The organism is Pseudomonas aestiva, from assembly GCF_039908605.1.
Classification (GTDB): Bacteria; Pseudomonadota; Gammaproteobacteria; order Pseudomonadales; family Pseudomonadaceae; genus Chryseomonas; species Chryseomonas aestiva.
Genome location: NZ_CP150916.1, coordinates 1,687,745 through 1,709,645 on the forward strand (window position 1 = coordinate 1,687,745; position 21,901 = coordinate 1,709,645).

Here is a 21,901-nt window from a genome sequence, read left to right on the forward strand (position 1 = left end):
GCCGGATGGCCACATACCGAACCATTGCCGTATCGGCTGCGGGTAGCCCTTATGCACTCAGCCCAAGCGTTGGCGGTTGCCGTCAGGCGCCGGCGACGCGGTTTAGGGATGGCACTCAGAGCACGTCTGGACTGAAACTGGCGCGTGGATCGCAAGCCGCCTACCGCCTATAAGGCTGACCCTGACGCCAAGGCCCTACATAGATCAGCGCGTTAGCACTCAGGACACCACTTCGACGCGAACCAGGCCCTGCTGCCTAAACGGGGTCAGGACCTCTGTCGCCGTGGCATCGGTAATCAAGGTCCAGTCCGTCTTGAGCGGCGTCCAGTGTTGCTGGCGATCACGCCCCAGCTTGGTCGAGTCGGCGAGCACGAAGACCTCGGCGGCCTGCTGGATCATCAGCTCCTTGAGGTACGCCTGCTCGGTACTGGCCTCGCAGAGGCCACGGCCGGCCACCACGCCATCGGCGCTGAGAAAGACCTTGTCGGCCGAGAGCCGCTCCAGCATGGTGAAGGCCGCCGGGCCGAAGGTGGACATGCTGCCGGGGCGCAGGTCGCCGCCGAGCAGGGTGACGTGCCCTTCCGGGAGATCGCGCAGCAGCGGCACCGCCAGCAGGTTGTTGGTGATGACGTGCAGACCACGTCTTTCGTTGAGCAGCTTGGCGAGGGCGGCGGTGGTGGTGCCGCCGTCCAGCACCAGGGTGTCGTGGTCGTTGATATGGGCGAGGGCGGCGCGGGCAAGCAGAGCCTTTTCCGGACCGGACTGGTTGCTGCGTTGCTCCAGGGACGGTTCAGGCTCACGGGTGCCGATGTGAGTCGCGCCGCCATAGGTCCGCAGGATCTGGCCTTCTTCCGCGAGGGCGGTCAGGTCGCGGCGGACCGTGGCTTCCGACACTCCCAGATGCCGGCAGAGGGTTTCGACGTTGGTGTGACCGGCGAGAACCAGTTCGAGGATGGCCTGGCGACGTTTGGCGACCTTCATGGGGAATCCATCGGGAGAGACCGCGCTACTCTAGCGCAGTCACGCTTCCCCCACATCACAGCGAGGCGCCACCGCAGACGGTCAGCGTCTGACCCGTGAGGGCGCCGGCATCCGGACCGAGCAAAAAGGCGGTCAGGCCTGCAACCTCTTCAGGCTGTACGTAGCGGCCCAGCGGGGGCAGCCGCGGCGGCGTGCCGGCGCGACCTGGATCACGCAGCATGGGCGTCTCGGTCGCCCCAGGCGCCACCAGGTTCACGGTGATGCCACGCGAGGCCAGCTCCAGCGCCCAGGAGCGCACCAGGCCCACCAGCGCTGCCTTGGTGGCGGCGTACTGGCTGCGTCCGGCCGCGCCCTGCATGGTGCGGCTGCCGATCAGCACGATGCGACCGCCTGCGGCGAGGCGCTCGATCAGGCGATCCACCAGCCGGCTGGCCACGGCGACGTGCAGGTGCCACATGGCGGCGCCGTCGGCCGGGTCCAGCGCGCCCAGCGGCGCGGTACGCATGAAGCCCGCCGCATGGACGATGGCGTCCAGCGGGCCGATGTCGGCCAGCACGGCATCCAGCGTCTGGTCATCGGCCAGGTCGACGCCGATCCAGGTCAGCGCCGGATGGGGCTGTTCCGGCGGGCGGCGGCTGAGTCCCGTCACCCGCCAGCCATCGGCGAGCAGGCGCTCGCCGATGGCGGCGCCGATGCCGGAGCTGACGCCGGTCACCAGGGCATGAGGCTGAGTCGTCATCGCCGTCTCCTCTAACGCAGCGCCGCCAGTGGTAGGCGGACGTGCTTGATGCGTTGGCGGAAGTAGGTGAAGGCCAGGTGCACATCCCCGTCGGCCGCCTGCACCAGGCTCGGATAGGAGTACTCGCGATTGAGCTTCTCGGTGGAGTTGTTGGTCAGGCAGTAGCCATCGCCGGCCTCGACGTCCAGACGCCGCCAGCTCTGACCCTCGTCCGTGGACACGGCCAGACTCATGGGGCCGCGCGGCACGCCCCAGACAGCGCTGCGTTCACCGTCCTTCGCCACCGGATCGACGCGGCTGTCGCCATCGTCGATCTCGTCGTAGAGCGAGGCGCGGCGCTCGCTGTAGTCGGCGGCGCTGGTGGGGTTGTATGCCACCACCAGTTCGCCGCTGGCGAGGCGGATAAACTGGATCGAGGAGTTGTTGTTGGGCAGGGCCGTCGGTGTGGGGGCGCTCCAGCTGCGACCGCCGTCCTGGGAGCGGCTGGCATGGATGAAGTCGGCCCAGCGACTGCGGAACAGCGACAGCAGGCTGCCGTCCCCTAGCCGCTGGATATTCATGTGCACGCAGCCGGTGCTCTCGGGTACCGCATGTTCGGTCCAGCTGCGGCCCTGATCGCCTGAAATCAGCACGGCGCTGGTGTCATGGCTGCCCACCCACTTCTCGCCGGAGCGGGCTATGCAGTGGAAGATCGGCAGCAGCCAGTCGCCGTTGGCCAGCACCACCGGCGGCTGGCGGACAAAGGTTCCGGGGGTGTCGATCAGCGTCTCGATGGCGCCCCAGCTGTGGCCGCCATCGGTGGACAGCCGACGCCGGACGATGGCGGTGTCCTGGTTGCCGGCGACTTGGGCCGTCCACAGCAGCCACAGCGGACCGTTCGGCGCCTGGAACAGGATGGGATTCTGCTCGGAGCGGGTCGGGTCGTCCGACAGTTGCACGGGATCACTCCAGGTCCCGCTAGATTGATCGCGGCGGCTCAGCAGCACCGAGATGTCGGCCTTGCCTTCCTGGGTGCCGGCGAACCAGGTGCACAGCAGGGTGCCGTCAGGCTGGGCCAGCAGGTTGGCAGCGTGGTTCTGCGGATAGGGCGTCGGCAGGAAGCTGTCCTGGCGACCGGCGATGGCGATTTCAGTGGTGGACATGGGGGACCTCGGCAGGGGCGGCTTTGGCGGCAGATTGGGGGAAGAGACGTTCGATGACCACGACGATGGCGGGCGTCGCCAGGGCAACGTACATGTTGTCGATGCCATAGGGATTGCCCAGCAGATACCAGACGCTGGTGGTGATGGTCGAGGCCAGCAGGCCCAGGGTCGCACCGCGGTTGGTGGCGAACAGTGGCAGGTAGATGGCGATCATGGCGATCACCGCGATGGACAGGCGCAGCGCCCGGGTAAAGAACGACAGGTTGAGGATCTCGGGCACGAAGAACACGAAGAACAGCGGCACGAAGCCGATGATCAGGGAGATCACCCGGGTGGCCTTGAATTCACGCTCGGGCGTCGGCTTGCGCAGTGGCACGTAGAAGTCGCGGACCACCAGCGAGGCGATGGCCAGGGCCACGGTGCTGACGCTGACGAAGATGGAGGCGACCAGGGAAATGGTCACCACGCCGGCCAGCACCGGGTGCATCGACTGCAGGAAGACCGGCAGGGCGTAGAGACTGCTCATTTCCGGATGCAGGTACTTGGACGCGACCCCGATGAAGCCCAGCGCCAGGGAGATGGGAATGCACAGCAGCGAGGCATGGAAGGTGGAGCGTTGCGCGGCGCGGGCATTCCTGGTCGAGGAGATCGCCTGGATGATGAATTGGGTGGAGAAGATCGCGCCGACGGTACCGATGATCCAGGCGAAGATCTTGCTGCCGCCGATGGCGCCGTCCCAGGTGAAGTAGTGCTCTGGCATGTTCTGCATGACCGGGGTGAAGCCGCCGGTCATGTGCAGGGCCACGCCCGTGACGATGAGCACGCCCACGTACTTGACCGCGGTATGCAGGATGCTGACGTAGGCCACGCTCTTCAGCCCGCCGAACGCGTAGTACAGGGTACTGACGATGGCGGTGATGAAGGCCGCGGTGGGCAGGTTGATCTTGAGTACCGTGGCGATGGCCGCGGCGCCGCTGACGTAGTTGCCCACGTTCACTAGCAGGAGGGCGTAGATCATGATGATCGACACCATCAGTTTGGTGGACAGGCCGTACTTCTGGGCGATGAAACCGGAGATGGTGAATTCGCCGGAGGCGTAGAGCTTGCGCGCCATCAGCAGGCCGAACAGTGGAAAGCCGATGGCCGCGGCGATCACCGACCAGGAGGCGGCGAAACCACTCTCGAAGGCGGCCTGGGCGGTGCCCACCGTGGACTTGGCGCCGATGAATTCCGACATCATCAGGATGCCCACCACGAAGGCCGGCATGCTGCGCGCGGCCACCATGAATTCGCCGCTGGTGCGGCTGCGCAGGCGGATGCTGAGCCAGGTGGTGAAGAGAATGTAGACCACCACCATCCCGATGATGATGGCGGTGCTTTGCACGTCGAACGTCTGCATGGAAATCGCTCCGTGTTGTTGTTGTACGAGCTTTTTCACAGGGCGCCGGCAGGCCGCCGACGCCCTGGGCGAGGAACGTCAGTGGCTGGGTTGGCCGGCGCCCAGCAGGTCCGCCTCCGGGTCATCGTCGGTGACGATGGGTTCCACCCGGCCGAGCAGGAACAGGTAGTTGAGGATGGCTGCCACGATCAGCGCCGCCGAGAACAGCAGGGCGATGTTGAAGGAGCCGGTGGTGGCGACGATGAAGCCGGTGACGATGGGGCCGACCACGCCGCCCATGTTGGAAACCGAGTTCTGCAGGCCGGCCAGCATCGAGGTCATGCCGCGCGGGGCGATATCCCCAGGCATGGCCCACACCTGGGTGGCAGCCACGGTGGTACCGGACTTGGCGATGCACAGCAGCACGATGGCGATCCAGGCCGACTCGGCGAAGGCGGCCAGGCCGATGCAGGAGGCCATCAGCAGGCCGACGATGAGGAAGGTCTTGCGGATCGTGGTCAGCGAATAGCGGCCACTGCGGTAGATGCGGTCCGACAGCCAGCCGGCGAAGACTTCCACCACCATGGCGATCAGCAGCGGCAGCGCCGCCATGAAGCCCATGGAGATGAGGTCCATGCCCTTTTCCTTGACCAGGTAGGTGGGCAGCCAGGTGATGAAGAAGTAGGAGTTGTAGTTGATGAAGAAGAAGCCCAGGCACATGGCCCAGACGTTACGGTAGCGCAGCAGCTCGTACCAGCGCATGGCCGGCTTCTCGCCATTGCCTTCGCGGCGCCGCTGGCCTTCGCGGATGTAGCGCAGCTCGGCCTCGTTGATGCGCGGGTGGTCTTCCGGATCGTTGCGGTAGAAGGCGAACCAGGCCAGGGCCCAGAGGATGCCGAGGGCGCCGCTGATGACGAAGGTCAACTTCCAGCCGAACAGCGCGATCAGGCCGACGATCAGCGGCATGGCCACCGCGCCGCCGAACTTGGAACCGCTGTCGAAGATGCCCGAGACGGTGGCGCGCTCCTTGTCGGGAAACCAGCGCGAGGTGATGCCGGCGTTGCTCGGGTAGGCCGCCGCCTCGCCGATGCCCAGGCCGATGCGCAAGGCGAACAGCGACTTGAAGCCCGTGGCGAGGCCGGTCAGGGCAGTCGCCAGCGACCACCAGAGCACCGCGCCGCCCAGGGTGGCCTTCTGGCCGAAGCGGTCGGCCAGCCAGCCCGCGGGTAGCTGCAGCAGGGCGTACGACCAGAAGAAGGCCGACATGATCAGCCCCATCTCGGTGGCGTTGAGGGCGAATTCCTTGCTGATGAAGGGGGCGGCGGCGGAGAGCACCACCCGGTCGATGTAGTTGATGGCGATCGCTGTCCACATCAGTCCGGCGATGATCCAGCGAATCCTGGTGGCCTTGTTGTTGTTATCCATGATCAGGTTCCGAAAGGGGTAGGGGGTCAGGGGGCGACGACGACGGACTCCAGGGTGCTGCTGCCGGTAAGGGCGGCGACCACGTTGCGGGCGCAGGTGAGGCTGAGGATGTCCAGCGCGCCCGGGGTGTAGCCGGCGATGTGCGGTGACACCACCACGGTGGGCAACCCGTACAGCGGGTGCTGGCTGGCCGGCTCGTCCTCGAACACGTCCAGGGCCGCGCCGCCCAGGTGGCCGCTGTGCAACGCCTGGTAGAGCGCCTCTTCATCGACGATGCCGCCGCGGGCGGCGTTGATCAGGTGGGCGCCCGGCTTCATCAGGCCCAGTCGCCGTGCGTCCAGCAGGTGGCGAGTGGCGTCGGACAGGCCGATGTGCAGGGTGACGAAATCGGCTTCGGCGAGGAGCTCGTCGAGGGCGCGAAACTCGATGCGCTCGCGGTCGGCGAAGGCCTGATCGGGATAGGGGTCATGGGCGATGACGCGCATGGCGAAGCCACTGGCGCGCCGCGCGACTTCCTTGCCGATGCTGCCCAGGCCGACGATGCCCAGGGTCTTGCCGTGGACATCCGCGCCAAACAGCCGTGGCCACTCGCCGGCGCGGGTCTCGCGATCGGCGCGGGCGACCTGGCGGGCCGAGGCCAGCAGCAGGGCGAAGGTGTAGTCGGCCACCGCGTGGCGGTTGGAGTTGGGCACGTTGCACACGGTCACGCCATGGGCGCGGGCCGCGTCGAGGTCAATGTTGTCGACCCCGACGCCGTGCTTACACACCAGGCGCAGCTGCGGCAGGGCCGCGAAGGTGGTGGCGTCGAAGACATTGAAGGCGGTGATGGCCGCCTGGCACTCGGCGGCCGTGGCGATGAAACCCTCCGCATCGATGTCGGCGGGCAGGGTCACCACGTCGATGCCGTGGCGGGCCAGCAACTCTAGGGGTTCCCGGGAGTACTTGGCGAAGGAGGGCGAGGTGCAGACGACTTTCATGGTCAGGCTTCTCAGGCGGCCTGGCTGGCGCGATGCCGGCTGGCGAGTTCGGTGGCCTGGCGCAACGCCTCGATGAGGCTGCGCTCGTCGGCGATGCCCTTGCCGGCGATGTCGAAGGCGGTGCCGTGGTCCACCGAGGTGCGGATCACCGGCAGGCCGACGGTGACATTGACGCCCGCCTCCAGGCCCATGACCTTGACCGGCCCGTGGCCCTGGTCGTGGTACATGGCCACCACGCAGTCGAAATCGCCACGACCGGCGCGGAAGAACAGGGTGTCCGCAGGCAGCGGGCCTTCCACGCGCCAGCCACGGGCGCGCAGCTCGTCGATGGCTGGCTGGATCTTGGTTTCTTCTTCCCCGTAGCCGAACAGGCCGTTCTCACCGGCGTGCGGGTTGATGCCACAGACGGCGATCAGGGGATCCTGGATGCCGGCCCGCTGCAGGGTGGCGTGGGCGCGTTCGATGGTGCGCTTGACCAGGCCCGGCTCGATGCGCGCGATGGCATCGATGATGCCGATGTGGGTGGTGACGTGGATGACCTTGAGGATCGGCGTCATCAGCATCATCGACACCTCCTCGGTGCCGGTGAGGTGCGCCAGCAGCTCGGTGTGGCCCGGGAAGATATGACCGCCGGCGTGCAGGGCTTCCTTGTTCAGCGGGGCGGTGCAGATGGCATCGAGTTCACCGGCAGAGGTGAGCTGCACGGTGCGTTCGATGTAGCGATAGGCGGCGTCGCCGGCCAGGGCGGACAGCTTGCCGTAGGGCAGGTCGGCGGGAATCAGCCCGAGGTCGATGCAATCCACCACGCCGGGCTGGAAGCGCGCCTGATCGGGACGCTCGATGGCGTTGATCTGCAGGCGGCCGCCGACGATGCGATTGGCATCCTCCAGGCGACCCGCGTCGCCGATGACCAGCGGGCGACAGCTGTCGTAGACCGCGGCGTGGGCCAGCGACTTCATGATGATCTCGGGACCGACGCCGGTGGCGTCACCCATGGTGATGCCGATGACGGGACGTTCAGACATGGTGGGCTTCCTTCTGCAGGGAGGCCGTGGCGGCCTGTGCGGGTAGGCTGGCGCGCAGGTGGCGCCAGGCGTCGAGGAGGGTGTCGGGTTGGCCGAAGCCGCCGGCCTTGGTTACTACCCGCAGGGCGCGACCGCGCCAGCGGGTGCTGGCCAGGGCCACGCCCGGGGCGAGGGCGCCGTGCAGGTCCAGCGCGGTGATGCCAGCCTGGGCGAGCAGGGCGCGTGCGGTCTCGCCACCGGTGGCCATGAGGGCGGCGGCCTCCTGCAGGGCGGGCTGCAGCAGTTCGGCCAGGGCCTGGCTCAGGGCCACGGCCTGGCGCGGGTCGCGGGCCTGCTGGTCAAGGCTCACCAGGACGTCTTCGCCACGGGCGAGCTGCCGAGCGAGGGCCGTGGCCAGCGCGGTACGCTCGGCGGCGCGCTGCGGCTCCAGCAGCCAGGCAGGGGCCAGCCGCTGCCAGTGTTGGCCGCTCCCCGCCACCAGACGCTCGGCCTGGGCCTGGGAGTGTCGTGACATGCTGCCCACCACCGTGAGGATCGGGCCGTCCCCATGAGGGCGGAGGGCGGTGTGGCCGGTCAGGCCCAGGGCAGCGGGCAGCGCCTCGGCCAGGCCTGCGGAGCCGACCCAGAACAGCTGCTGCGCCACGGGCGCGGAAGCCCGGGCCAGTGCCTCCAGGTCCGTTTGCCGCTCGGCGTCGCAGACCAGCGCGGGCAGACCACTGTCCAGCGCGCGGCGCAGGGCGGCGGCCAGGGCCACCGGCTGACGGAGGGTCGCGAGATCCAGCCGCGCACAGCTGACGCCGTGATCAGTCAGTTGAGCGACCAGATCGGCACTGCCGGTCAGGCCTTCGTTGCGCCAGACATCGGTCTGGTCGACCGGTACGCTGTCCAGGTACTGAATGCCACCCTGGGTCGTGCGGCCCAGTGCCGGGTAGGCGGGCGCAACCAGGGCCAGGCCGCGCGGGGCGAGGGCCGCTACCTCGGCGGCGACATTGCCACGCAGGGTGGAGTCGATCTTCTTGTAGAGCGCGGCGCCCGCCAACGCCGGGTGCCCGAGCAGTGCGGCATGGCGCGCGGCGGCCGCACGCGCGTCCAGTCGACGGCTGTCCAGATCCAGTGCCGTCACCGGTGCCTGGGCATCCAGGGCCGCGGCGTCGAGCAGCACCCGGGTCGCCTGGGCCTTGGCAAAGCCCAGGGCGCAGTCGGCGGCACCGCTGAGGTCGTCGGCCAGGATCAGCAGGCGGGTCATGGCAGCAGCCGCCGATAGAGCGGCTGGATGTCGTCCAGGCTCAGCGGCTTGGGATTGTTGACCATCAGTCGGGTGACCTTGGACGCCGCCACGGCCATCTCTGGCAGGTGTTCCTCGCGGACACCAAAGGCGGCCAGGTCCTGCGGAATCTCCAGGGTGGCGGTCCAGGCGGCGATCTGTTCGATCAACTTGTGTGCGGCGGCTTCGTCGCTGTCTTCCTCGCGGGCCAGGCCGCAGACCAGGGCGGCGCGCTTCAGGCGCGGCGCGCAACTGTCCAGGTTGAAGGCCATGACATGGGGCAGCAGCATGGCATTGGCCACGCCATGGGTGACGTGGAACTTGCCGCCCAGGGGATAGGCCAGGGCATGGACAGCGGCCGTGCCGGCGGCGGTCAGGGCCACGCCGCCATAGGTGGAGCCGAGCAGCATGTCGCTGCGGGCGCGTACCGAATCCGGCTGCTGGTAGGCCTCGACGATGCTACCGGCGATCAGGCGCATGGACTCCAGGGCGAAGGTATCGCTGACCGGGTTGGCCTTGTTGGAGATGAAGGACTCCAGGGAGTGGGTGAAGGCGTCCATCCCGGTAGCCGCAGTGATGGCCTTGGGCAGGCTCAGGGTCAGCAGTGGATCGAGCAGCACCAGAGCGGGCAGCAGGTGGCGGCTGACCACGCCCACTTTCAGCTCTTCGTCGGGCAGGGTGACGATGGCATTGGGCGTCACTTCCGAGCCGGTGCCGGCAGTGGTGGGGACCAGCACGGTGGGCAGCCCGGCGCGGGCCACCTGGTCGATGCCGAGCATGGACCTGAGCGACTGCTCGTTGGTGAGCATGACCGCGAACAGCTTGGCGGCGTCCAGCACCGAGCCGCCGCCGATGGCCAACAGGGCGTCCGGTTGGCGCGGCGCGACCTGCTCGCGAAAGACCTGCTCGATGTTCTCAAGGGTCGGCTCGATCTCGACGTTGTCGATCACCGCCACGTCGATGTCGCGGGCGGCCAGTTGCGCCTTGACGCGCTCGGTCACGCCCAGGCCATGCATGGCGTTCTGGGTGACCAGCACCACGCGGCGCAGCGGGACGTCGAGGAGGGCGAGCTTGTCGCCGAGCTGATCCAGGGCGCCAGCGCCGTGAACCAGGTGTTTGACGGTCTGGAAATGATAGAGGGACATGGGCGCTCCGGATCAGTCGCGGTAGATGGCCAGCAGGTCTTCGAGCTTGTGCACCGTGGCTTCGTCCAGCGGCGCGACCGGGGCCCGGCAGGGGCCGACCGGAACGTTGAGCAGGTCGGCGGCCTTCTTCAGCACCGACGGCATGGTGCCCAGGGCAAAGGCATCGCGCAGCGGCCGCAGCTTTTCCTGGGCGGCGCGGGCGGTGGTGTGGTCACCGGCCTGGAAGGCGTTCCAGATGGTCATGACCACATGGGGTACCGCGTTGGCCGTGGCCGCCACCGCGCCATCGCCGCCGGCCAGCAGGTTCCAGTAGATGAGGGAGTCGGTACCGGCGAAGACGGCGAAGTCATCGCTGCGGTACTTCAGCATCTGCACCAGGGCGTCGAAGTTGCCGGCGCTGTCCTTGATCCCTTTGATCTGCGGGTGCTGGCTCAAGGCGGCCACGGCGCCGATACCGATCGACATGCCGGTCTTGGCCGGAATGTTGTAGAGCATGAGCGGCAGCGGGGAGGCGTCGCCAATGGCTTCGTAATGCTTGATCAGCTCTTTCTGGCTGACGGCATTGAAGTAGGGCGTGATCACCGACAGGGCATCGACGCCGCGATCCGCCATCTTTTTGTTCAGTTCAATCACTTCATGCGTGGCGAAGGCACCGGTACCGGCCACCACCGGGACCCGGCCGCCCGCGGCGTCCACGGTGAGCTCGGCGATACGCAGCTTTTCGGCTTCGGAGAGCGCGAAGAACTCGCCATTGGTGCCCAGTACGAACAGGCCGTGGACGCCGGCACCGATCAGGTTTTCGATCAAACCGCGCAAAGCGTTTTCATCGACCCGTTGCTGGGCGTCAAAAGGGGTAACGAGGGCGGGAACGATGCCGCGGAATTTCATGGTCATGCCTACCTTGTGATTGTTCTGATCACAATAAAGCATGTTTTGATCTAATCGATCAATAGTGGTCCGATGATTTTGCGCGCTCGATGAGCCTGTGCACCTCTAAAGGCAACGGGCCATTCGCGAGGCGACTGTCGACTCAAGCTGCTCGGCAATAGAGACGGATAAACGCAACGGGAGCCTCGGCGTGCCGCCTTCACGCGCCGCAAGGGAAGAATGTTCAAGCCGCGGGTAAGGAGTGGTACTTGCCGGGTCAGGACAGCTATCCCGCTGATCCTTCTGACAAAATTGTCATCCCGCAGTACCCGTTCCTGACCGAACGATCAAGATAATTTGGCGAGGTCATCTTCTGGACCTCGAATCATGTCGCGCTTTCTTTCTTCCCTTACCGTCACGCTGCTGGGCGCTGCCTTGCTCGGCCAGGTGCAGGCGGCGCTGCCGCAGCACCCCGATCTCGACCTTGATGCCGCGCATCGTCTGGCGAAGGCCGCGCCCTGCAGCGCCGCGCTCGCGGTACTCGACCGCAGCGGTCAACTGATCCTCCTGCAACGCGATACCCGCGTCGGACCGCACAACGCCGAGGCGGCGCGGCGCAAGGCCTTTACCGCCCTGTCTACCCGCACCCCGTCGCAGGCGCTGGCCGAGCGTGCCCGGCAAAACCCGGATGCGGCCAATCTCGTCACCCTGCCCGAATTGCTGCTGCTGGGCGGTGGCATCCCGCTCTACGAAGGCGACCAGCTGGTCGGCGCCCTGGGCATCGCCGGTGCCGGCGGTGGCGGGGCGGACGAGCGCTGTGCGCTGGCGGCCGCGGAACACCTCAACCTCACCTCTCATCCTTGAAGGAGATTTTCATGAAAACGTTCGTGCTGTTGTCTGGCCTGGCCCTGTCCGGCTTCGCGGTCGCCGCGCCCAACCCCCTGAGTGTCCATGTGCTCAACCTTGAAGACGGCAAGCCGTCGGCGGGAGTGCACGTGACCCTGGAGCGCCAGGTAGGGCAGGGATGGCAGCCGCTGGCGGAAGAGGTCACCAACGAGCAGGGCCGGGTGCCGGCGCTGTTTCCCAAGGAAAAGACCTTCGAGAAGGGTGAATACCGGGTGGTCTTCAAGACCGGCGATTACTATCGCCAGCAGGGCCGCAGCGCCTTCTTCCCCGAAATCCCCGTGGTGTTCGACGTCACCCAGCCGGAGCAGCACTACCATATCCCGCTGTTGCTCAGCCCCTACGGCTTCAGCACCTATCGCGGTTCCTAGCTCGCCGGCGAGGCGATAGTCCTCGCGCCTGTCCACCGCGCTTGTGCAGGCACAGCGCGGTTGGCAGGGTGCGGATCCTCCGGGCTCAGGAGTCTGCCATGTTGTGTGAGGGCCATCCACGCAGGGCCGCGGCCCTGCGTGGATGGCGCCTGGACGCGCGATATCGCTGATCGCCGGGGTATCCCTATCTACCCACTAAGAGCTCTTCTGAGGACCATGCGGTCGCCATGAGCGGCGCGATGCTAGTGGGCGGCAAGGCGGATCTCCGGATCATTCCAGGCCATGGACTGCCTCGGCTCGTGCTGGCTCACAGATAAGTCTTTTTATTGCTATGGGCACCACATTCGGTACAGCCACCTTAAGTGAGTCCTAAGCGGCAAAACGTAGCGTTGGTAGCGTCATTCATGAGAGTGCCCGGTTACTTTTTTATCGGCGCCGTTAAATATGTATGACTAATAACCTTCGTCATTGCCGTACAGGGAGCTGGTGGTATGCCACTCGAGCAGCTTTCAAACCGCCTGTCCAAGGGCCTTGATGACGCGCGTCCAGATGGCTCGCCGCTGTGAGCCAGGACTTCGCGCCCCTGCGCAACAGCCAACGCGGCCCGGTGCTGCTGCTGGCCTCCGGACCTTCGGCTGCCGAACTCTGCCTGGACGCCTGGCAGGACGTGCCGATCATCACCATGAACGGCGCCATCGCCAAGCTTAGGGGGACCGACATCCGCCCGCTCTTCTACGTCTGCAGCGACCTGAGCTTTGCCGAGCAGCAACCTGATCTCTACGCGCGCGGAATCGAGCAGGCGCAACGGCTGGCCTTGTGGCCTGCGGCGATCGAACGGCTGGCCGGAAGCCGGCAGGCCAAGGCTCACGCGTTGCGACGAGCGCCCAGTACCCGGCTGGAACACTACCTGGGGCTGGAGCGCGACCAGGCCGAACGCACGCTCAGCCTGCTCAGTCGCCGAGCCCGCGACATCGGCTTCAGCCGGGACATGGACTACGGCATCTTCGATGTCCGGACGGTTGCCTTCATCGCCCTGCAACTGGCCTATCACCTGGGCTTTACCGAAATCTATCTGGCCGGCGTCGACCTCAATGCCCGGGCCCCACGCTTCTACGAAGGCAGCACGGACGCAAGATCGCCCTGTGGTCTGGACGAGCATCTGCACAACCGTATCCTGCCCGGGCTCAAGGTCATGCAGGACGTCATGACCGCCGCGGGCCGCCAGGTCTTTAACCTGTCGCGCTGCAGCTGCATTCCTGCGCAGCTCATCCCACGGGCCGATCTGGCCGCCGTCGAGGCGGCCTGGCTGGGCCAGCGGCCCCGTCAGGCCGGTTGACGAAGAAGCGTCAGTATTCCTGCCGCGTCGGGCGGAAGAGGATTTCGTTGATATCCACGTCGTCCGGCTGACTCAGGGCGTAGATGACTGCCCGGGCAAAGGCGTCGGCCGAGATGGCCAGCTCGTAGAGCTTGCGGACATTTTCCGCGATATCCGCTTCAGTGATGGTGTTGGGCAACTCCGTGGCCACCGCCCCGGGCGAGAGGATGGTGGTGCGCAGGCCATAGGGCTTGACCTCCTGGCGCAGGCCTTCGGAGATGATCCGTACCGCGTGCTTGGTGGCCGAATAGACGGTGCTGCCGGCGCGGACCTTATGGCCGGCAACCGAGGCGACATTGATGATGTGGCCGCTCTTCTGCGTTTGCATGGTCGGCAGTACCGCAGCGATGCCGTAGAGCACGCCCTTGATGTTGACGTCGATCATCTGGTCCCAGTCTTCCAGGCGCCGCCGATCCAGTGGCGAATGCGGCATCAGCCCGGCGTTGTTGAGCATGACGTCCACGCGACCATGGCGGTCCAGTGCCAGATCGACCAGGGCCTGGATCTGCTCGGCCCGGGTCACGTCGGTGGCCTTGACCTCGACCTGGGCGCCCGTGGCCCGCAGCTCGGTTGCCAGCGCCTCCAGACGTTCAAGCCGGCGAGCGCCCAGTACCAGATGCGCGCCGTGCTGGGCCAGCATGCGGGCGGTGGCCTCACCCAGGCCGCTGCTGGCCCCCGTAATGACTACGACCTTGTCTTGGATGTTGTCGCTCATGGAAAGCTGCTCCTGAAGGCTGTTGAGAGTCATCAGACTTCCTACCCGCCGCAAGGTGCATGGGCTGATACGGCTGGGCTCCCACTGGGCCTCGCTTGTGCAGGTCTACGGCAGGCCTTAAGGCGCCACGGCATTCCGTCGAAAATTCCACACCGGCCAGTCCGTGCCGTGGCCAGCGGCAACGGATGCTTTCAGGATGCGCAGGAAGCCAACGTGGGGCGCCGGTTCAGCGCCAGCCCAGGGTAAGACCCCAGACCACGGCGTAGCGCGTGGCCTTGGCCAGGGTCACCACCACTAGAAAGCGCCACAGCGGTTCGCGCATCACCCCGGCCACCAGGGTCAGGGGATCGCCGATCACGGGCGTCCAGCTGAGCAGCAGCGACCACCAGCCCCAGCGCTGATAGGCCGCTTGGATACGCGCAAGGCCCTCCGCCGACACTGGAAACCAGCGGCGTTGGCGAAAGCGTTCGAGATGGGTACCCAGCCACCAGTTCAGCGTCGAGCCGGCGACATTGCCCAGCGTCGCGGCCAGCAGCAGGAGTGGCGTGGCATAGCGTTCGGTGAGCAGCAGCCCGGCGAGGGCCGCTTCCGATTGCAGGGGCAACAGGGTGGCCGCGCCAAAGGCGAGGGCGGTCAGGCCCAGGTAGACGCTCAGGGCTTCCAGGATGGAGCTCCAGCAGGGCAGGCCATGACGAGGCTGTCTCGGGTCGAGGGGAAGCCGCGGAGCATAGCGCGAGGGACCGGACTATGCCTTCTTGCGACCCTGAGCCCCGGTGCTCACTCCAGCCAGGCGAGCCAGTCCGCGACCGAATCCCCGCTGCTGATGTCGGGCTGCACCAGACCATCGATCATGAAGGTCGGCGAGACGTGGATACCGTTCTGCCGGGCGTACTTGCAGTGCCACTTGATGGCGTGCTGTAGCTCCGGATTGGCGAAGGCATCGGCCAGGGCCAGGCCGCTGTAGCCTTCCAGGCGCGCGATGATGTCATTGGGTGTGGCGTCGCGATTGGGCCCGGTGGCGTGATCCTTGAACTCGAATTCCTCGAGATGGGCCGCCACCGCTGCCAGCACCGCCTTGGCGCTTTCCTTGCCGCCTTCGAGGGTGGCGGCGGCCAGCACGCAGCGCACCACGACGCCGGAGAACAGGTGCCAGGGCTGGGATTGCAGGCGGATCTTCAGGGTGATCCGCTCGGGGCCGGCCTGGGCCAGCAGGTCGTCGAGCTTGTTGAAGGCCTTGACCGAAAAGGGGCAGGTGGGCTCGAGAAAGACTTCGAAGGTACGGGGGCCATGGCCCCAGGTGAGGGTGTCGGTGTACAAGGCAGGACTCCAATGGCGAGGCGATGGGGTTGAGACTGCACGCCGTCCCGGGCGTTTTCCTGCACCCGGGACGAAGCGGGATGCCTCAGGGAATCAGCCGCCGCCGACGCATGTCCTCCAGGTGCGCGAGCAGGACCTCGTCCGATCTCAGCATCATCTGCCCGAAGCCGGCCTGCCGTGCCTTGGTCACATCGAAGATGGCGTCCTTCTCGACATGGAAGATGAAATCGCCGAAGGCCCCGGGCGCGATCCGCTTGGGATCGGCCTCGGCCAGTCCTTCGCGTTGCGCCAGCACCTGCCAGACCGGCTTCAGCGCCGTCAGGCGCTGGGCCAGGGAGATGGGTTGCGGCTCGCCCACATCCAGCCCGAACCAGTCGGCCAGCTGCGGCCAGACGTGACTCCAGCGAAAGACATCGCCATTGGTGAGGTTGAAGGCGCCATCGCGCTCCTCTTCGGCGGCCCAGACCGCGGCTTCGCCCAGCAGCGGTGCGGCGGTGACATTGACCAGGGCACTGCGATAGGCCTGCTCCGTTCCGGGGAATTGCATGGCGGTGCCGGTCGCCTTGCACAGGGCGCCGTAGAGGCCGATCAGGTTGCCGAGGTTCATGGCTGAGCCCAGCGAGTGGCCGATGACGATGTCGGGGCGCAGGGCGGTCCAGCGAATGCCGTCGGCTTCGAGGCTGCGCACGAAGTCTTCATGGCGGAAATAGAGGTTGGGCGCGAAGTGGCGGCTGTCGTCCTCGCGGGCTGGGGTCTTGTACACCCCCAGATGGGCGCCATAGATCTTGCCGCCCTGCACGAAGGTGATGCGGTCCAGGGGGGCGCCGGCATCCCGTACCGCGGCGACCAGATTCTCCAGCATGGCGGCATTTTCGTCTGCCTCGACGCCCGGGTCGGGGTTGGGCTTGAGGGCGCTGTAGAAGAGATGGGTCACGCCGGCGAGGTCGGCCTTGGCCGCGGCCAGGCTATCCCGGTCCAGCAGGTCGGCGGTCAGGTGCGGAAAGCAACTGGGCGCCTGTTGCGAGCGGCCGATGGTAGTGATGGACCAGCCAGCTTGGGTGAAGGCTTCCAGCACGGCCTGGCCAATGATGCCGCTGGCACCGGCGATGAGCAGCTGACGTTCGGTCATGGGGTCTCCCGATCGGATCTGGTGAGGGTCAATGAAGGGAAGACCCTGGCGCCGGGCGATTTGTCCCCGTATCGGGCTGGACGGTAGCCGGACGAACGCTGGTGTCCTGCTGGCACCAGCAGGGCTACTGTGGCAACACTGCCTGCTGCTGCCGTGGAGGATCGACCCTTGAACCATCCATCCCGTACGCCTGACGCCTTCCCGTCCTTGCTGAACGAACTCGTCACCGCCCTGGATCTGCCCGCCGCCCAGGCGGCCAATGTGCAGGTTCGGGGCAACGACAGCCTGGCCTCCTGCTTTCCGGTCAGCGACCTCGCCACGGCGGCGATCGGAGTCGCCGGCCTAGCCGCCGCCGATCTGCTGGCCGAAGGGGCACCCGGATTGCCGGTGCAGGTGGACCGGCACCTGGCCGCGGCCTGGTTCAAGACGTCCCTGCGTCCCCTGGGCTGGGAATTGCCCGCCGTCTGGGATGCGGTTACCGGCGACTACCGTACCCGCGACGGCTGGCTACGGTTGCATGCCAATGCGCCTCATCACCGGGAGCGGGCCCTTGCCGTGCTGGGCTGCGCCAATAGCCATGACGCCGTGGTACGGGCCATGGCGGGCGGCCTGGGCGAAGCGCTGGAGGCGGCCATCGTCGCGGCGGGCGGCTGCGCGGCAAAGCTGCGCACCCAGGCGGAGTGGCAGGCGCATCCCCAGGGGCAGGCCGTTCGCGCCGAGCCCCTGATCGCCCAGGAATGGACAGCCGCGGATATCGCCAGCCGTTGGCAACCCGATCCACAACGTCCGTTGCAGGGCATCCGCGTCCTCGACCTGACCCGCATTCTCGCCGGGCCGATCGCCACCCGCCTGCTGGCCGGGCTGGGCGCCGAGGTGCTGCGGATCGATCCGCCCGACTGGGACGAACCGCCCCAGGCACCCGAGGTGACCCTGGGCAAGCGCTGCGCGCGACTGGACCTGCGCCGGCCGGCCGACCGCCGGGTATTCGAAGCCTTGTTGGGGGACGCGGATGTCCTGGTGCATGGCTATCGCGCCGACGCTCTAGAGCGGCTCGGCTATGCCAGCGCCGAGCGCCGGGCGTTGAATCCGGCGCTGATCGACGTGTCCCTGTGCGCCTACGGCTGGACCGGGCCCTGGGCCCTGCGGCGCGGCTACGACAGCCTGGTGCAGATGTCCTGCGGCATCGCCGCGGCCGGGCGCGATTGGCAGCACAGTGAGCAACCGGTGCCTTTGCCGGTCCAGGCCCTCGACCACGCTACCGGCTACCTGATGGCGGCCGCGGTCATCCGCGGCCTCACTGGCCGCCTGCGCGAGGGCCGTACGCTGAGTGCGCGCCTGTCGCTGGCGCGCACCGCCTGCCTGCTGACCGAGTATCCCGCTGTGGCCTGCGAGCCGCTTTATACCGGCGTGCGGGAGGCCGACTACGACACCGCACCCGAGCCCACCGCCTGGGGGCCAGGGCTGCGGTTACGCCCCCCGCTGCAGATCGGTGACCTGCGCCTGCACTGGCAGCGGCCGGCTACGCGGCTGGGGTCGGCGAGTGCGGCCTGGTCGACGGCAGGCTGAGCGGGTCAGGCCTCCAGGCAATAGCCCACGCCATAGATGGAGCGGATCAGCTCGCAGTCCGGATCGAGGCGGTGCAGTTTGCGGCGGACGTTGCGCACGTGGCTGTCGACGGTGCGGTCGGTGATGATGCGGTAGTCGGTGTGCAGGTGGTTGAGCAACTGGTCGCGGGAGAGCACCTTGCCGGGGTGCCGGGCGAGGGTGGCCAGCAGACGGAATTCCACCGGGGTCAGCTCCAGGGGCTGGCCGTTGAAGCTGGCCTGGTAGGTCTCGGCGTCCAGCTGCAGGCCGCCGGGCGCGGGCGGGCCGCCTGGCACGCTGCTGCGGCGCAGCACGGCCTTGACCCGGGCCACCACCTCGCGCGGGCTGAAGGGTTTGCAGATGTAGTCGTCGGCGCCCAGTTCCAGGCCGAGCAGGCGGTCGATCTCGTCGACCCGGGCGGTGACCATGATGATCGGCAGGGCGCTGAAGGTGCGTACCGCGCGGCAGATCTCGAGGCCGTCGAGGCCGGGCAGCATCAGGTCGAGCAGCAGCAGGTCGGGCGGTGTGGCGCGGAGGGCGGCCAGGGCCCGTTCGCCGTCGGCGTGCCAGTCGCAACTGAAGCCGGCGGCCTTGAGGTAGTCGCCCAGCAGGGCGGCGAGCTTGGGTTCGTCTTCCACCAGCAGGATGGTCTGGCTCATGCCGGGCTCCGGTCAGCGAGGGCGGGCAACCGCAGTTCGAGCCAGAGGCCGCCAAGCGCCGAGGCCCGGGCCTGCAGCTGACCGCCGTGGACCTCGGCGATGCCGCGGCAGATGGCCAGGCCCAGGCCGGCACCGCCACTGCGGCGACTGCGCGAGCCTTCGACGCGGTAGAAGCGCTCGAACAGCCGCTCGCGGTCGGCCGCGGGAACGCCGGGCGCGGAGTCCTGCAGATCCACCTGCAGCCGGTTGCCGACCTGGCGCGCGGCGAGGTGCACCTGGCCGGGGGCTTCGGTGTACCTCAGGCTGTTCTCCAGCAGGTTGTAGAACAGCTGGCCCAGGCGCGCCTCATCGCCGCGGGTCAGCAGCGGGGTGTCCGGCAGCTCCAGCCGCAGTTCCAGGCCGGCCTGGCGATAGCGCGGGCGCCAGGCATCGGCGGTCAGCGCCAGCAGGGTCGCCAGGTCCAGCGGTTCGTGGCGGTAGGTGGGGCCGCCCACTTCGGCCAGCGACAATTCGAAGAGATCGTCCACCAGCTTGTTCAGCGAGCCGACCTCGGTCTGCAGCGACTTCAGCCCGCTGACATCCAGCGGGCGGATCCCGTCCTCCATGGCTTCCAGTTCACCCCTGAGCACCGCCAGGGGCGTCCGCAATTCATGGGAGATGTCGGCCATGAAGGCGCGGCGCTGCAGCTCGTTGCTGGCCAGGACGCGGGCCAGGCGGTTGAAGTCCTGGGCCAGCTGGCCGGCCTCGTCGGCGGAGCGGATGGGCAGCTGGATGCCGTAGTCGCCGGCCGCCAGGCGATGGGTGGCGGCGGCCACGGTGCGGATCGGACGCAGCAGGGTGCGGGCGATCCACCAGGCCAGGGCGGCGGCCAGCAGCAGGCAGACGAAGGCGATCACCAGGCTGGAGCGGATCTGGCTCTGCTGGAAGCGGCGGTCGCCGTCGCTGATGACGGCCTCGAAGGGCGTCAGGGCCAGCCAGCCGACCACCTGGCCCTGCCAGTGGATGGCCCGCAACAGCGGGACGGGCGGCAGGTCGCGAAAGCCGATCAGGTAGCGATGCTCGGTATCCAGCAGCGAGAAGCGCAGAAAGGCGCCGGTGAGATCCGACACCGGCGGGGAGGGGCGGACGCTGGTATTGGCGGGCAATTCCGGGCGCAGCAGCTGGATCCAGGCCTCGGGCGGGTGCTGGTTGAGCAGGAAATTCCAGTTGCCGTGCTCGGCATAGGCGTGCTCGAAGCGCGGCACCAGGGCGTCCAGCCGCTGTTCGGCCTGGCCGTTGAGATAGCCGAGGAAGTCCCGCGAGAAACTCAGGTAAGAAGCCCAGGCCATGCCCAGCACGGCGAAGGCGCAGAGCGCCAGGGCGGCGAGGAAGACCTTGGCGGAGAGGGACAGGCGAAGCAGGCCCATGCGGATCTCGACGGCGGAAGGTAGGGGCACGCTAGCAGCTCCACGGGTGGCTGTCAGGGGGCGTCGGCCAGGCGCGCGACCTGCCAGTCGCCGCCCAGCGCCATCTGCAGCTGGACACTGGTCACCAACTGACTGGATTCCAGTTGCAGTAGGCTCTGCTCCTGGCTCAGCTGGGTCGCCTGGGTGGTGGCCACGTCCAGGTAGTCGATGATGCCGGCCTCGTACTGGTCGAGGGTCACGCTGGCCGAATCGCGGGCGGCGGCCACGGCGCGGCGCTGGGCGGCGAGTTCGGGGCCGAGCACGTGCAGCGCCACCAGGTCGTCTTCCACCTCGCCCAGGGCGGTGAGTACCGTCTGGCGGTAACTGGCCACCTTGGCGTCGTAGGCGGCGCGGGCCTGGTCGACGCTCGCGCGGGTGGCACCGAAGTCGAACAGGGTGCCGGAGAGCGTCGGCCCCAGCGACCAGAAACGACTCGGCGTCTTGAACAGCTCGCCGAGCAGACTGCTCTGGTAGCCGCCGCTGGCGCTCAGGGTGAGGTCCGGGTAGTAGGCGGCGGTGGCCACGCCGATGGCGGCATTGGCGGCGGCCATCTGGCGTTCGGCCTGGGCGATGTCCGGGCGGCGCTCCAGCAGGGCGGTGGGCAGGCCGGCGGGAATCTCCGGCAGCCGCGCCTGCCACTGGGAATCGACGGCCAGGGCGAAGTCCGCCGGCGGCTTGCCCAACAGCAGGGCGATGGCGTGTTCCAACTGGGCGCGCTGGGTGGTCAGGGCCAGCCGATTGGCGTCGGCGCTCTCCAGCTGGGTGCGCGCCTGGGCCAGATCGGCACGGGAGGCGAGCTGTTCGTCGTACTTGTTCTGGATGACCGCGAGATAGCGCCGGTAATCGGCCAGGGTCTGTTCATAGAGCGCCAGGCGCCGATCCAGCACGCGCAGCTGGAAGTAGTCCTGGGCCAGCTCCGCCTGGGCGCTGAGGGTGGCATTGGCCAGCTCGGCGGCGCTGGCCTGGGCACTGGCGCGGTCTTCTTCCAGGGTGCGGCGCAGCCTGCCCCAGAGGTCCAGGTCCCAGCTCAGGCCGAGGGTCAGGCTGTCGACGTTCCTGACCGTGGCGCCGCTGGCACCGGTACTGCCGCTGTCGCTGCTGCTGGCGTTCTCGCTGCGGGTGGTCTTGGCATCCAGGGTGGCGCTGGGCAGAGTCTCGGCGCGGCTTTCGCGGACCAGGGCGCGAGCCTGTCGATAGAGCGCCTGGTACTGGGCGACGTTCTGGTTGGAGACCGCCACCTGGCTCAGCAGGGCATCGAGCTGGGGATCGTCGTAGCGTTGCCACCAGCTGCCCTTGGCCAGGTCGTCGCGCGGACTGGCGGCCTTCCAGCCGGCCGCCTCCTTGAACTGCGTCGAAACGGGGGCGCTGGGCCGCTGGTAGTCGGGGCCGACGGTGCAGCCGGTGAGCAGGGTCAGCAGGAGCAGCGGGGGCAGGAGGCGCGGGAGCGGCATGATCGTTAC

21 protein-coding genes are annotated in these 21,901 nt (G+C 67.6%); 4 read left to right on the forward strand and 17 right to left on the reverse strand.

Annotation, left to right across the window (positions count from 1 at the left end; genetic code table 11):
• Positions 1–219: 219 nt before the first annotated feature.
• The 10 genes from AABM56_RS07730 to dapA form a co-directional block, all read right to left on the reverse strand.
• On the reverse strand, positions 220–981 hold the full coding sequence (locus AABM56_RS07730) for a DeoR/GlpR family DNA-binding transcription regulator (protein ID WP_042135751.1): 762 nt from the start codon (positions 979–981) through the stop codon (positions 220–222).
• Positions 982–1,036: 55 nt separating this feature from the next.
• The gene (locus AABM56_RS07735) at positions 1,037–1,720 is read right to left on the reverse strand and encodes an SDR family oxidoreductase (protein WP_347883971.1); all 684 of its coding nucleotides are present in this window, start codon (positions 1,718–1,720) and stop codon (positions 1,037–1,039) included.
• An 11-nt stretch (positions 1,721–1,731) separates the two neighbouring features.
• On the reverse strand, positions 1,732–2,862 hold the full coding sequence (locus AABM56_RS07740) for an exo-alpha-sialidase (protein WP_347883972.1): 1,131 nt from the start codon (positions 2,860–2,862) through the stop codon (positions 1,732–1,734).
• Positions 2,849–4,261, reverse strand: coding sequence for a sodium:solute symporter family protein (locus AABM56_RS07745; RefSeq protein ID WP_347883973.1), 1,413 nt, complete (start codon positions 4,259–4,261; stop codon positions 2,849–2,851). Before AABM56_RS07745 ends, AABM56_RS07740 begins: the two co-directional genes overlap by 14 nt.
• Before the next feature lie 78 nt (positions 4,262–4,339).
• Positions 4,340–5,665 carry an MFS transporter gene (locus AABM56_RS07750; protein WP_187978850.1) on the reverse strand — a complete coding sequence of 442 codons (1,326 nt, stop codon included), beginning with the start codon at positions 5,663–5,665 and terminating at the stop codon, positions 4,340–4,342.
• A 26-nt stretch (positions 5,666–5,691) separates the two neighbouring features.
• Positions 5,692–6,642 (reverse strand): phosphoglycerate dehydrogenase, encoded by a 951-nt coding sequence (locus tag AABM56_RS07755; RefSeq protein WP_347883974.1) that lies wholly within the window; start codon positions 6,640–6,642, stop codon positions 5,692–5,694.
• A gap of 11 nt (positions 6,643–6,653) precedes the next feature.
• On the reverse strand, positions 6,654–7,667 hold the full coding sequence (gene pdxA / locus AABM56_RS07760; protein ID WP_347883975.1) for a 4-hydroxythreonine-4-phosphate dehydrogenase PdxA: 1,014 nt from the start codon (positions 7,665–7,667) through the stop codon (positions 6,654–6,656).
• Complete coding sequence (locus tag AABM56_RS07765; RefSeq protein ID WP_347883976.1) at positions 7,660–8,913, reverse strand: four-carbon acid sugar kinase family protein; 1,254 nt, start codon at positions 8,911–8,913, stop codon at positions 7,660–7,662. The genes pdxA and AABM56_RS07765 overlap by 8 nt, the downstream gene beginning before the upstream one ends.
• Entirely contained in the window at positions 8,910–10,076 is a 1,167-nt protein-coding gene (locus tag AABM56_RS07770) for an iron-containing alcohol dehydrogenase (protein WP_347883977.1), read from the reverse strand. Before AABM56_RS07770 ends, AABM56_RS07765 begins: the two co-directional genes overlap by 4 nt.
• Before the next feature lie 12 nt (positions 10,077–10,088).
• Positions 10,089–10,964 (reverse strand): 4-hydroxy-tetrahydrodipicolinate synthase, encoded by an 876-nt coding sequence (gene dapA / locus AABM56_RS07775; protein ID WP_347884117.1) that lies wholly within the window; start codon positions 10,962–10,964, stop codon positions 10,089–10,091.
• Between the two features lie 366 nt (positions 10,965–11,330).
• Here dapA and AABM56_RS07780 point away from each other — a divergent pair, with 366 nt between their 5' ends.
• The 3 genes from AABM56_RS07780 (at position 11,331) to AABM56_RS07790 (ending at position 13,553) form a co-directional block, all read left to right on the forward strand.
• Positions 11,331–11,807 carry a heme-binding protein gene (locus tag AABM56_RS07780; RefSeq protein WP_347883978.1) on the forward strand — a complete coding sequence of 159 codons (477 nt, stop codon included), beginning with the start codon at positions 11,331–11,333 and terminating at the stop codon, positions 11,805–11,807.
• 11 nt (positions 11,808–11,818) lie between these two features.
• Positions 11,819–12,217, forward strand: coding sequence for a hydroxyisourate hydrolase (gene uraH, locus AABM56_RS07785; RefSeq protein WP_027602718.1), 399 nt, complete (start codon positions 11,819–11,821; stop codon positions 12,215–12,217).
• 562 nt (positions 12,218–12,779) lie between these two features.
• Positions 12,780–13,553: a lipopolysaccharide biosynthesis protein gene (locus tag AABM56_RS07790; protein ID WP_347883979.1), complete on the forward strand. Its 774-nt coding sequence runs from the start codon at positions 12,780–12,782 to the stop codon at positions 13,551–13,553.
• Positions 13,554–13,563: 10 nt separating this feature from the next.
• On the opposite strand, the gene AABM56_RS07795 is transcribed toward AABM56_RS07790, so the two are convergent.
• From AABM56_RS07795 to AABM56_RS07810, 4 genes are all read right to left on the reverse strand, one after another.
• Positions 13,564–14,307: an SDR family oxidoreductase gene (locus AABM56_RS07795; RefSeq protein WP_347883980.1), complete on the reverse strand. Its 744-nt coding sequence runs from the start codon at positions 14,305–14,307 to the stop codon at positions 13,564–13,566.
• A 226-nt stretch (positions 14,308–14,533) separates the two neighbouring features.
• Positions 14,534–14,971: a YqaA family protein gene (locus tag AABM56_RS07800; protein WP_347884118.1), complete on the reverse strand. Its 438-nt coding sequence runs from the start codon at positions 14,969–14,971 to the stop codon at positions 14,534–14,536.
• A 113-nt stretch (positions 14,972–15,084) separates the two neighbouring features.
• On the reverse strand, positions 15,085–15,624 hold the full coding sequence (locus AABM56_RS07805; RefSeq protein ID WP_347883981.1) for a thioredoxin: 540 nt from the start codon (positions 15,622–15,624) through the stop codon (positions 15,085–15,087).
• 85 nt (positions 15,625–15,709) lie between these two features.
• On the reverse strand, positions 15,710–16,753 hold the full coding sequence (locus tag AABM56_RS07810) for an NAD-dependent epimerase/dehydratase family protein (RefSeq protein ID WP_347883982.1): 1,044 nt from the start codon (positions 16,751–16,753) through the stop codon (positions 15,710–15,712).
• A gap of 168 nt (positions 16,754–16,921) precedes the next feature.
• Here AABM56_RS07810 and AABM56_RS07815 point away from each other — a divergent pair, with 168 nt between their 5' ends.
• A complete protein-coding gene (locus AABM56_RS07815) occupies positions 16,922–18,319 on the forward strand; it encodes a CoA transferase (protein WP_347883983.1) in 1,398 nt (465 codons plus the stop codon).
• Between the two features lie 5 nt (positions 18,320–18,324).
• Here AABM56_RS07815 and AABM56_RS07820 read toward each other — a convergent pair whose 3' ends face one another.
• Genes AABM56_RS07820 through AABM56_RS07830 form a run of 3 tightly spaced genes read right to left on the reverse strand, consistent with a single transcriptional unit; the run spans position 18,325 to position 21,892 of the window.
• Complete coding sequence (locus AABM56_RS07820) at positions 18,325–18,996, reverse strand: response regulator (RefSeq protein WP_347883984.1); 672 nt, start codon at positions 18,994–18,996, stop codon at positions 18,325–18,327.
• Complete coding sequence (locus tag AABM56_RS07825) at positions 18,993–20,402, reverse strand: ATP-binding protein (protein WP_347884119.1); 1,410 nt, start codon at positions 20,400–20,402, stop codon at positions 18,993–18,995. Before AABM56_RS07825 ends, AABM56_RS07820 begins: the two co-directional genes overlap by 4 nt.
• 53 nt (positions 20,403–20,455) lie before the next feature.
• Entirely contained in the window at positions 20,456–21,892 is a 1,437-nt protein-coding gene (locus AABM56_RS07830; RefSeq protein WP_347883985.1) for an efflux transporter outer membrane subunit, read from the reverse strand.
• Positions 21,893–21,901: the final 9 nt, after the last annotated feature.

Excerpts from the sequence above, each read along its gene's own strand:
- AABM56_RS07740 (WP_347883972.1), bottom strand. The coding sequence starts at position 2,862 with ATGTCCACCACTGAAATCGCCATCGCCGGTCGCCAGGACAGCTTCCTG.
- AABM56_RS07735 (WP_347883971.1), bottom strand. The coding sequence starts at position 1,720 with ATGACGACTCAGCCTCATGCCCTGGTGACCGGCGTCAGCTCCGGCATC.
- AABM56_RS07765 (WP_347883976.1), bottom strand. The coding sequence starts at position 8,913 with ATGACCCGCCTGCTGATCCTGGCCGACGACCTCAGCGGTGCCGCCGAC.
- AABM56_RS07820 (WP_347883984.1), bottom strand. The coding sequence starts at position 18,996 with ATGAGCCAGACCATCCTGCTGGTGGAAGACGAACCCAAGCTCGCCGCC.
- AABM56_RS07750 (WP_187978850.1), bottom strand. The coding sequence starts at position 5,665 with ATGGATAACAACAACAAGGCCACCAGGATTCGCTGGATCATCGCCGGA.
- pdxA (WP_347883975.1), bottom strand. The coding sequence starts at position 7,667 with ATGTCTGAACGTCCCGTCATCGGCATCACCATGGGTGACGCCACCGGC.
- AABM56_RS07745 (WP_347883973.1), bottom strand. The coding sequence starts at position 4,261 with ATGCAGACGTTCGACGTGCAAAGCACCGCCATCATCATCGGGATGGTG.
- AABM56_RS07780 (WP_347883978.1), top strand. The coding sequence starts at position 11,331 with ATGTCGCGCTTTCTTTCTTCCCTTACCGTCACGCTGCTGGGCGCTGCC.
- AABM56_RS07730 (WP_042135751.1), bottom strand. The coding sequence starts at position 981 with ATGAAGGTCGCCAAACGTCGCCAGGCCATCCTCGAACTGGTTCTCGCC.
- uraH (WP_027602718.1), top strand. The coding sequence starts at position 11,819 with ATGAAAACGTTCGTGCTGTTGTCTGGCCTGGCCCTGTCCGGCTTCGCG.
- AABM56_RS07810 (WP_347883982.1), bottom strand. The coding sequence starts at position 16,753 with ATGACCGAACGTCAGCTGCTCATCGCCGGTGCCAGCGGCATCATTGGC.
- AABM56_RS07770 (WP_347883977.1), bottom strand. The coding sequence starts at position 10,076 with ATGTCCCTCTATCATTTCCAGACCGTCAAACACCTGGTTCACGGCGCT.
- AABM56_RS07795 (WP_347883980.1), bottom strand. The coding sequence starts at position 14,307 with ATGAGCGACAACATCCAAGACAAGGTCGTAGTCATTACGGGGGCCAGC.
- AABM56_RS07755 (WP_347883974.1), bottom strand. The coding sequence starts at position 6,642 with ATGAAAGTCGTCTGCACCTCGCCCTCCTTCGCCAAGTACTCCCGGGAA.
- AABM56_RS07830 (WP_347883985.1), bottom strand. The coding sequence starts at position 21,892 with ATGCCGCTCCCGCGCCTCCTGCCCCCGCTGCTCCTGCTGACCCTGCTC.
- dapA (WP_347884117.1), bottom strand. The coding sequence starts at position 10,964 with ATGAAATTCCGCGGCATCGTTCCCGCCCTCGTTACCCCTTTTGACGCC.
- AABM56_RS07825 (WP_347884119.1), bottom strand. The coding sequence starts at position 20,402 with ATGGGCCTGCTTCGCCTGTCCCTCTCCGCCAAGGTCTTCCTCGCCGCC.